At 72.1% G+C, this 8,560-nt stretch carries 7 protein-coding genes and 1 pseudogene; 4 read left to right on the top strand and 4 right to left on the bottom strand.

The window, feature by feature from the left end:
* Together ABD331_RS28570 and ABD331_RS28565 are read left to right on the top strand one after the other, a co-directional pair.
* A pseudogene (locus tag ABD331_RS28570) lies at nt 1-193 on the top strand (methylmalonate-semialdehyde dehydrogenase (CoA acylating)); the annotation flags it as partial.
* A gap of 74 nt (nt 194-267) precedes the next feature.
* Nucleotides 268-1,386, top strand: a complete 1,119-nt coding sequence (locus tag ABD331_RS28565) for an extracellular solute-binding protein (protein ID WP_344480948.1) — start codon at nt 268-270, stop codon at nt 1,384-1,386.
* Nucleotides 1,387-1,506: 120 nt separating this feature from the next.
* Here the strand turns inward: ABD331_RS28565 and ABD331_RS28560 are convergent, their stop codons facing one another.
* Both ABD331_RS28560 and gabT read right to left on the bottom strand, forming a co-directional pair.
* Entirely contained in the window at nt 1,507-1,707 is a 201-nt protein-coding gene (locus ABD331_RS28560; protein ID WP_344480947.1) for a hypothetical protein, read from the bottom strand.
* Nucleotides 1,708-1,915: 208 nt separating this feature from the next.
* Nucleotides 1,916-3,244, bottom strand: coding sequence for a 4-aminobutyrate--2-oxoglutarate transaminase (gabT, locus tag ABD331_RS28555; RefSeq protein ID WP_344480943.1), 1,329 nt, complete (start codon nt 3,242-3,244; stop codon nt 1,916-1,918).
* A 90-nt stretch (nt 3,245-3,334) separates the two neighbouring features.
* On the opposite strand from gabT, the gene ABD331_RS28550 reads away from it, so the two are divergent.
* Complete coding sequence (locus ABD331_RS28550; protein ID WP_344480941.1) at nt 3,335-5,077, top strand: PucR family transcriptional regulator; 1,743 nt, start codon at nt 3,335-3,337, stop codon at nt 5,075-5,077.
* Here ABD331_RS28550 and ABD331_RS28545 read toward each other — a convergent pair.
* Nucleotides 5,043-5,669: a TetR/AcrR family transcriptional regulator gene (locus ABD331_RS28545; protein ID WP_344480939.1), complete on the bottom strand. Its 627-nt coding sequence runs from the start codon at nt 5,667-5,669 to the stop codon at nt 5,043-5,045. The two genes, ABD331_RS28550 and ABD331_RS28545, sit on opposite strands and share 35 nt — an antisense overlap.
* 290 nt (nt 5,670-5,959) lie before the next feature.
* Between ABD331_RS28545 and ABD331_RS28540 the strand changes: the two genes are divergently transcribed.
* Nucleotides 5,960-7,387, top strand: a complete 1,428-nt coding sequence (locus ABD331_RS28540; protein ID WP_344480936.1) for an aldehyde dehydrogenase family protein — start codon at nt 5,960-5,962, stop codon at nt 7,385-7,387.
* A 43-nt stretch (nt 7,388-7,430) separates the two neighbouring features.
* Here ABD331_RS28540 and ABD331_RS28535 read toward each other — a convergent pair whose 3' ends face one another.
* Complete coding sequence (locus ABD331_RS28535) at nt 7,431-8,522, bottom strand: trypsin-like serine peptidase (protein ID WP_344480934.1); 1,092 nt, start codon at nt 8,520-8,522, stop codon at nt 7,431-7,433.
* Nucleotides 8,523-8,560: the final 38 nt, after the last annotated feature.

Below are 8,560 nucleotides of genomic sequence, written 5' to 3'. Positions count from 1 at the left end.
CGGCATCAACGTGCCGATCCCGGTGCCGATGGCCTTCTACAGCTTCGGCGGCTGGAAGTCGTCCCTCTTCGGCGACACGCACGTGCACGGCACCGAGGGCGTGCACTTCTACACCCGCGGCAAGGTGGTCACGTCCCGGTGGCTCGACCCCTCGCACGGGGGCGTGAACCTGGGCTTCCCCACGAACGGGTAACCGGGGTTCACGGGCGGCGTCCCTCCAGGTCCTGACACCGGTAAGCTCCAGCAGACAGGACAAGGGGGGACATCGTGATTCGTCGCCGTGCTCACGCTCTGGCGCTCGCCGCGACGACGGCGTTGATCACCGGCATGGGCACGCCCACCCCCCGCCCCACCCTCTCGCCGACGGCCACGCCGACGCCCACCGCCACGCAGAGCGACGGCACGCTGCAGATCCTCACCTACCGGGGTTACGCCGAGTACGGCGGCGTCAACCCCAAGGTGAACTGGGTCGGCTCGTTCGAGAAGGAGACGGGCTGCCGCATCGCGCGGCTCGACACCGTGCAGACCGCCGAGCAACTGGCCGACCAGGTCACGCGGCGGCCCTACGACGTGATCACCGCCGGGCCCGTGCTGGCCGCCGACCTGATCGCGGCCAAGCAGGTGCAGCCCATCGACTCGGCCAAGGTCAGCGACTACAAGGACCTGGCCGAGCGCTTCCGCGACCTGACCACGGTCTCCGGCAAGGTGTACGGGGTGCCGTACCTGTGGGCCTACCAGGAGTTCGTCTACGACTCCGCCAAGGTCAGGGGCGGCGGCGTCGAGCAGGCGTTCTCCTCCAGCAGGGCGGCGCTCAAGGACACCCCGCTGACGATCGCCGACGCCGCCCTGGCAGGGGGGTCGGTGAAGGAGCCGTACGAGCTGAGCGAGGCCGAGCTGGGCGAGGCGATGGCGCTGCTCGAACGCAACAAGGACCGCACCTACTGGCAGAACCCGATCGACCTGGTGAAGGGGTTCGCCACGGGCAAGCTCGACTACGCGCAGGTCACCCCGTACTATCGGCTGCTCCTGCAGCAGGCCGGCATCCCGGTCAAGACCATCGCGGCGCCGCGGACGACCGGCTGGGCAGACTCCTGGATGCTGGGCGCGAACGTGCCCGACACCACCTGCGCCTACCGGTGGCTCAACTGGGTGACGGCGGCCAACGCGCAGCGCGACGCGGCGGCGTGGGCGGGCATGGCGCCGGCCAACTCCAAGGCGTGCAAGGGGCGGGCCAGGACGATGTGCGAGACGTACGGGGTGGGTGACTCCAAGCGGCTCGACCGCGTGACGTTCGCCGTGCGGCCGCCCGGGGATTGCCGGGCCGAGGACGGGGAATGCACTGACTATCTCGTCTGGGCCGAACGGTGGGGCAAGCTTCTCAAGTGAGCAGGTCCGGGCGACGGCATGCCACGAGCCCGCCTGTTCCCCCGCCGGGCGTGGCTCTCCAGAGGCGCCCCGGGCCTTCCCCCCTGTCCCGGGGCGTCTCGCCGCCCGGGCGCTGAAGGGCTAGCGGGACGGAAAGGCCACGACGGTGGCCATCGGGGCGGGCACCAGGGCCTCGGCGCAGTCGGCGCACGCGAGCACCGCCGAGTCGTCGGGCAGGCGGCCCACGCGCACGCGCGGCCGCGGCCATCTCTTGTGACAGACGACGCAGGCGTCGCCGTCGCGCTGGGCCGAGGTCAGGCCCTCAGGGTCGAACGTCAACATACTCCGCGCCGTTCTGGTCGGACCCCAGTTCATCACGCTCCCAGCTGCCATCGTCCCTCCGTATGTCGGAACCGTTATAACCCTGACCGAGGCCATGAGCGGCTAGCTGAGCGTCAAGTCAGGGTGAATTCTCTACCCTCATGGGGCCGTTTACACCACAAAAACGGGCATCCAGCCCAAGCTGGATGCCCGTTTGGTTGGTTTTCGTCTACAGCTCGGCGATTGCCTTCTCCAGGATCCCCAGCCCCTCCTCCAGCAGGTGCTCGGGGATCACGAGCGGCGGCAGGAAACGCAGCACGTTGCCGTACGTGCCCGCCGTCAGCACCAGCAGGCCCTCCGCGTGGCAGCGCTTGACGATCTCCTGGACGGCGGTCGGATTCGGCTCCTTGGTGCCCGGCTCGACCAGCTCGATCGCGATCATCGCGCCGCGCCCGCGCACGTCGCCGATCACGTCGAAGCGCTCCTTGAGCGCCTCCAGCCGGGGCAGCATGATCTCGCCGATGCGGCGGGCCTTGGCTACCAGGTCCTCCGCCTCGATCGTCTCCAGCACGCCGAGCGCGGCCTCGCAGGCGAGCGGGTTGCCGCCGTACGTGCCGCCGAGGCCGCCGACGTGCACCTTGTCCATGATCTCCGCGCGGCCCGTCACGGCGGCCAGCGGCAGGCCGCCCGCGATGCCCTTGGCGGTGGTGATGATGTCCGGGACGACGCCCTCGTCCTCACAGGCGAACAGCGTCCCCGTACGCGCGAAGCCCGTCTGCACCTCGTCGGCCACGAACACGATCCCGTTCGCCTGGCAGAACTCCGCGATCCGCGGCAGGAACCCCCTCGCGGGCACGATGAACCCGCCCTCGCCCGCGATCGGCTCGATCACCACGGCCGCCACGTTCTGCGCGCCGATCTGCTTGGCGATCAGGTCGATGGCCTGCTCGGCGGCCTCCTCCGCGCAGTTCTCCGGGCCGGACGGCCAGCGGAACGGGTAGGCCAGCGGCACCCGGTACACCTCCGGCGCGAACGGGCCGAACCCCTGCTTGTACGGCATGTTCTTGGCCGTGAGCGTCATCGTGAGCAGCGTGCGGCCGTGGTAGCCGTGGTCGAACACCACGACGCCCTGGCGGCCGGTGGCGTGCCGGGCGATCTTGACGGCGTTCTCCACGGCCTCGGCGCCCGAGTTCACCAGGAACGTGCGCTTTTCATGGTCGCCCGGCGTCAGCTCGTTGAGCTTCTCGCAGACCTGCACGTACGACTCGTACGGGGTGACCATGAAACAGGTGTGGGTGAAGTCGGCGACCTGCTTCTGGACACGCTCGACGACCCTGGGGGCGGCGTTGCCCACGTTCGTCACGGCGATGCCCGAGCCGAAGTCGATCAGCGAGTTCCCGTCGGCGTCCTCGACCACGCCGCCGCCGGCGCGGGTGACGAAGACCGGCAGCGTGGTGCCGATGCCGGGCGGGACGGCCGCCTGCTTGCGGGCCAGCAACTCCTGGGACTTGGGGCCTGGGATCGCGGTCACGACGCGCCGCTCCTGGGGAATGCTCATGGCTCCGACGGTACGGCGGCCTCCCACCAGGGCCGATACGTCGATATGTCACACTAGGAGTGCTCGTCTTTGCCGGAATGGACAAAACTCATGCCGCCTTCGCTGCAGACCGTCGTGCGCCGCATGAACCTCCGGCCACTGGCCGGGACCACCCGCCCCGGGGTGCTGGACGCCGCCGTGCGCTGGGTCGCGGTCAGCGAGCTGGCGGACCCGACACCGTACCTCGAAGGCGGGGAGCTGCTGCTCACCACCGGCATGCGGATGGAGGGGGACCCGACGGGCGACCTGACGGGCTACGTGGCGCGGCTCGTGCGGCGCGGCGTGGCCGGGCTCGGCTTCGGCGTTGGCGTCTCGCACGAGGAGGTGCCCGCCGCGCTCGTCGAGGCCGCCGAGTCGGCGGGGCTGCCGCTGCTGGAGGTGCCGCGCGAGACGCCGTTCATCGCGGTCGGCAAGGCGGTCAGCGAGCTGCTGGCGGCCGAGCAGTACGAGGAGATCAGCCGCGCCTTCGCCGCCCAGGGACGGCTCACGCGGGCGGCGCTGCGGCCCGAGGGCATGCACGCCGTCATCGACCGGCTGGCCAGGGAGGTCGGCGGGTGGGCCGCGCTGCTGGAGGAGTCTGGCGAGGTCCGGCACGCCACGCGCGGCGCGAACACCGGCGCGGTCGCGGCCGAGCTGTCCCGGCGCCTCGGCCGCCCTGTGCACGTCGCAGGCGGCGTGACGCCGGGCGGCTCGCCCCAAGCGGAGAGCGGGGGAAGGATGCCGTCGAGCCTGGCGTTGTCGGCGCCCGGCGAGCACATCGTGGTGCAGCCGCTCGGCGGCGGGGCGCGCCCGCGCGGCTTCTTCGCCGTGGGCGCGCCGCACGCCTTCACGCCCGTCACGCACACCGTGATCAACGCGGCGGGCTCGCTGCTCACGCTGGCCATGGAGCAGGGCAGGGCGCAGCTCGCCGCCGGACGCCGGCTGCGCACGGCGGTGCTGGAGCTGCTGCTGGCGGGGGAGGGCGAGCGGGCCCGCACCGTGCTGGGCGCGGTGGGCGGCAGGGTGCCCGAGGCGCCGCTGGTCGTGCTGGCGGCGGGCGCCGAGGCGCTGGACGCGTTCGAGACGCGGAGCTTCGCCGCGCTGCTCGGCTCGGTCGCCGTCGCGCTGGTGGCCGAGGGCGTGGCGGAGGAGGTGGCGCTGAGCGCCGAGGCGGCGGTGGGGGTCAGCCAGCCGGTGGTGCTGAGCGCCGACGCGCCGGGAGGCCGCGGCCAGCCCGGCTACGGTACGGCCGCCAGTCTGCGCACGGGGCTGGACCAGGCCGAACGGGCCCTGGAGGCGGCACGGACCCGCAGTGGTGCGGGGCTCGGGAGGGGCGGCGCGGGGTCCGAGAAGGGCGGCGCGGGCTCTGGGAGGGGTGGCGCGACCGCTGGGAGGGGCGGTGCGGGGTCCGCAAGGAGCGGTGCCGGGTTCGGGAGGGGTGGCGCTGGCGGGCCGGGGGGCGCGGGGCGGGTCGTGCGGTTCGGTGAGCTGGCGGGTCAGGGGCTGCTCGCCCTGCTCGACCCCGCCGCCGCCCAGGCGTTCTCGGCCGCCGTCCTGGCCCCCCTCACCACGTACGGCTCCCGCGCCGACCTGGTCGAGTCGCTGCGCGCGTACCTGGACAGCAACGGCCACTGGGACGCGGCGGCACAGCGGCTGGGCGTGCACCGCCACACCCTGCGCTACCGGATGAGACGCGCGGCCGAGCTGCTGGGCCGCGACCTGGACGACCCCGGCACCCGCGCCGAGCTGTGGCTGGCCCTGGAGGCCGCCAGGAAGGCCGTTACTCCTGCTTCTCCACCAGATAGCAGCAGATGATCGCGGTGGTCACCGCCTCGTACGTGCGCCCGTCACGCAGGTGCCCGGCGCGCTCCAGCGAGATGGCCCCCTGAGCGGCGGCCCACAGCGCGTCGGCGATCTTGCGGGGCTGGGTGGGGATCAGGTAGCCGGCCGAGATGCAGTCGGCGATGACGCGGTCGAGGATGTTCAGCGCGGCGCGGGCCAGGGTCCTGGCGCGTTCGCTGGGCTCGAAGCCGGGGATGGCCCGCTCGAACATCAGGCTGTAGTAGCCGGGCTCGGCCAGGCACGCCTGCCGGTACGCGGGGCCGAGCGCGCCGAGCTGCTCCAGGGGGTTGCGGCGCTGCGGCACCGCTTCGAGAAAACGGCGGAAGCGCTCGAACCCCTCCAGATAGAGCGCCTCCGCCAGACCTTCACGGTTGCCGAACATCGTGTACATGACGGTCGTCGTGCAGCCCGCCTCCGCGGCGATCCGGCGCATGGTGAGGCTGTCGGGCCCGTCGGTGCGCAGCAGGGTCACCGCGACGTCGAGGAGGCGGGAGCGCAGCTCGTCGTGGCCGGCGCGCTCACCCATGAGGTAGGCGCCCTGCAGCCCCAGCGGCGCCGAGGTCATGAGACCTCCCTGGTGGCCAAGGAACTATGCGTCCTTGTGACCTCACGCTGTTCGGTCACGGGGCCCACGCCTTTCTGATCGGGGGCCCGCCGCGCTGGAGACCCGCACCGATGACTTAGCCATAGCGGAGATCGCTCAAACCACTCCGCATGGTAAACATCCCGAATTGGGTCTACTTCTGTTACATCATGGGTATACAACGGGGCTTGTACTTAACGGTGAGCCCTCGCGGGGGTGTTGTGCATCGTGGTGTAAATCCCCGGTACATGCCTTGGCATAACGTCGGAGTCATGGACGTGCGTACCTTCTGGCTGGCCGGCCGCGCCGCGACCGGGGACACCGAGCTCACTGTCACCAACCCCCATGACGGCCGCGAGGTCGGCAGGCACTCCGTGCCGACCGACGCGCAGGTCGAGGAGGCCGTCGCGGCGGCCTCGGCGGTGGCGCGGGAGGCCGCCGCGCTGCCCGTCCACGTACGGGCCGAGGCCCTGGCCCACGTCTCGCGCAGGCTCGCCGAGCGGGCCGACGAGATCGCCCACCTGATCACGGCCGAGAACGGCAAGCCCATCGTGTGGGCGCGCGGCGAGGTCGGGCGGGCCGTGGCCACCTTCCGCTTCGCCGCCGAGGAGGCCCGCCGCTGGTCGGGGGCCGTGCAGCGGCTCGACACCGAGCCTGCCGCGGCCGGGCGCCTGGCGTACGTCTCCCGCGTGCCCAAGGGCCCCGTGCTGGCGATCACCCCGTTCAACTTCCCGCTGAACCTGGTCGCCCACAAGGTCGCCCCGGCCATCGCCGTCGGCGCCCCCGTCATCGTCAAGCCCGCGCCCGCCACGCCGTTGTCGTCGCTGCTGCTCGGCGAGATCCTGGCCGAGACGGACCTGCCCGCCGGCATGTTCTCGGTGCTGCCGATCGAGAACGAGCGCGCCTCCGCCCTGGTCCAGGACCCCAGGCTCCCCGTCGTGTCGTTCACCGGCTCCGCGCCCGTCGGCTACGCGATCGCCGACCAGGTGCCGCGCAAGCACGTCACGCTGGAGCTGGGCGGCAACGCCGCCGCCGTCGTGCTGGCCGACGCCGACCTCGACTGGGCGGCCCAGCGCATCGCCCTCTACTCCAACTACCAGGCCGGGCAGAGCTGCATCGCCGTCCAGCGGGTCATCGTCGAGCAGCCCGTGTACGACGCGTTCGTCGAGCGGCTGCTGCCCGCCGTGTCCGCCCTCGTCACCGGCGACCCTGCCGACGAGAAGACGCAGGTGGGGCCGCTGGTCTCGGAGGCCGCCGCCGAGCGGGTCGAGCAGTGGGTGCAGGAGGCCGTCGCCGCCGGGGCGCAGGTGCTCGCGGGCGGCACCAGGCAGGGCGCCACCGTGGCGCCGACCGTGCTGTCCGGCGTGCCGCACGACGCCAAGGTGGCCTGCGAGGAGGTCTTCGGGCCCGTCATGATCCTGCAGCCCGCCGCCTCGATCGACGAGGCGTACGCGATGGTCAACGACTCCAGGTACGGGCTGCAGGCCGGGGTGTTCACCCGCTCGCTGGACGCCGCCTTCCGGGCGAACAGGGAGCTGGAGGTGGGCGGTGTGATCATCGGCGACGTGCCGTCGTACCGGGCCGACCAGATGCCGTACGGCGGGGTCAAGGACTCCGGGATCGGCCGGGAGGGGCTGCACTCGGCGATGGAGGACCTGACGTACGAGAAGGTCATGGTTTTGACGGGGCTGACGCTCTGAGAGGCGCGGGCGGGCGCCCGTCATGGACGGGACGCCCGCCGGGTCAGGCGTGCTGGGCCGTGTCGAAGAGCGACTTGACGGCGTCGCCGAAGTACGGGCCGTACATCGTGCGCTGGTCGTCGCTGTACTTGAAGCTGCTCAACGACATGATCGTGCCCTTGCCGCTGGCCGTGTCGAAGCCCGTCATCCACGGGCCGCCGCTGGCGCCCGCCGTCATGTCGCAGCCGAGGCCCTGGTCGCGGGTCTGGCCGTACGGGTCGTTCTTCATCCGGCCCGCGCAGTAGACCAGGTGGTCGCCGTCGTAGGGCGGGTCGGCGGGGTAGCCGAAGCCGAACGCCTGGCCGCCGCGCGCCGCGTTGAACGCGATCTCCTGGGTGCCCACCACGTCGGCCACGTGCTTGCCGCGCGAGGTGGACAGCGCCACCATGCCGACGTCGTAGTTGTCGTCGCCGCTGCGCGACCAGGGGCCGGCGACGAACATGCGGCGGGCGGTGTACTGGCCGTACGGGCGCAGGCCGCTGGTGCCGTACCCGGGGACGAACGTCCAGTTCGCCGCCCACTCGCCGGCGCCGTCCTTCACGCAGTGGCCGGCGGTGACGACGACGTCCTTGTTGGCGGCCTTCACGGTGCTCGCCGAGCAGACGAAGTCGGCCCCCGCCACGGTGAGGAACACCCGGCCGGTGGTCCTGGCCACCTGGCCGCCGGTGATCCAACGGGAGCCGATCGTGCTGGTGTCGGGTCTGGCGGCGGCCAGGTGGTTCGTGCCCATGAGCTTGCGCGGCAGCGCCAGGTCGGCCTTCTTGCCCGTCAGGCTCGGGGCGGTGCTGACGCCCTTGCCGCCCGTGACGCCGCCCAGCAGGTCGCCGCCGTCCGTCACGTCGGTCACGATGTCGAGCAGGCCGATCGGCAGGGCCTTGGCCATGCGCTCGGGTGTCCAGTAGTCGAGCACGCGCCGGTGGTCGGCGGCGGTACGGGCGGCGACGTGCTCGACGATGTCGCTCCGCTTGGCCGTGTGCGCGGGCACGACGGCCGGTGTCTCGGCCTGTTGGCGGCCGGGTGCCGCGCCCAGGAGCGCGGGGCCGATCAGCCCCGCGAGGAGCGGCGCCGCCGCAAGCAGGGGGGTGCTCAAGGTCATGCCCCCCGAGTGTGCACCACGAGATGTGTTCTTGTGAC

Origin of the sequence: Nonomuraea monospora (assembly GCF_039531895.1) — a bacterium.
GTDB lineage: Bacteria > Actinomycetota > Actinomycetes > Streptosporangiales > Streptosporangiaceae > Nonomuraea > Nonomuraea monospora.
The sequence above is the reverse complement of the archived record's forward strand: the minus strand, read 5'-3'. Positions and strand labels throughout refer to the sequence as shown.

What these genes read in the sequence shown, in the direction of transcription:
- ABD331_RS28535 (WP_344480934.1), bottom strand. Translation starts at nt 8,522, where the DNA reads ATGACCTTGAGCACCCCCCTGCTTGCGGCGGCGCCGCTCCTCGCGGGG.
- ABD331_RS28540 (WP_344480936.1), top strand. Translation starts at nt 5,960, where the DNA reads ATGGACGTGCGTACCTTCTGGCTGGCCGGCCGCGCCGCGACCGGGGAC.
- ABD331_RS28550 (WP_344480941.1), top strand. Translation starts at nt 3,335, where the DNA reads ATGCCGCCTTCGCTGCAGACCGTCGTGCGCCGCATGAACCTCCGGCCA.
- ABD331_RS28560 (WP_344480947.1), bottom strand. Translation starts at nt 1,707, where the DNA reads ATGTTGACGTTCGACCCTGAGGGCCTGACCTCGGCCCAGCGCGACGGC.
- ABD331_RS28545 (WP_344480939.1), bottom strand. Translation starts at nt 5,669, where the DNA reads ATGACCTCGGCGCCGCTGGGGCTGCAGGGCGCCTACCTCATGGGTGAG.
- gabT (WP_344480943.1), bottom strand. Translation starts at nt 3,244, where the DNA reads ATGAGCATTCCCCAGGAGCGGCGCGTCGTGACCGCGATCCCAGGCCCC.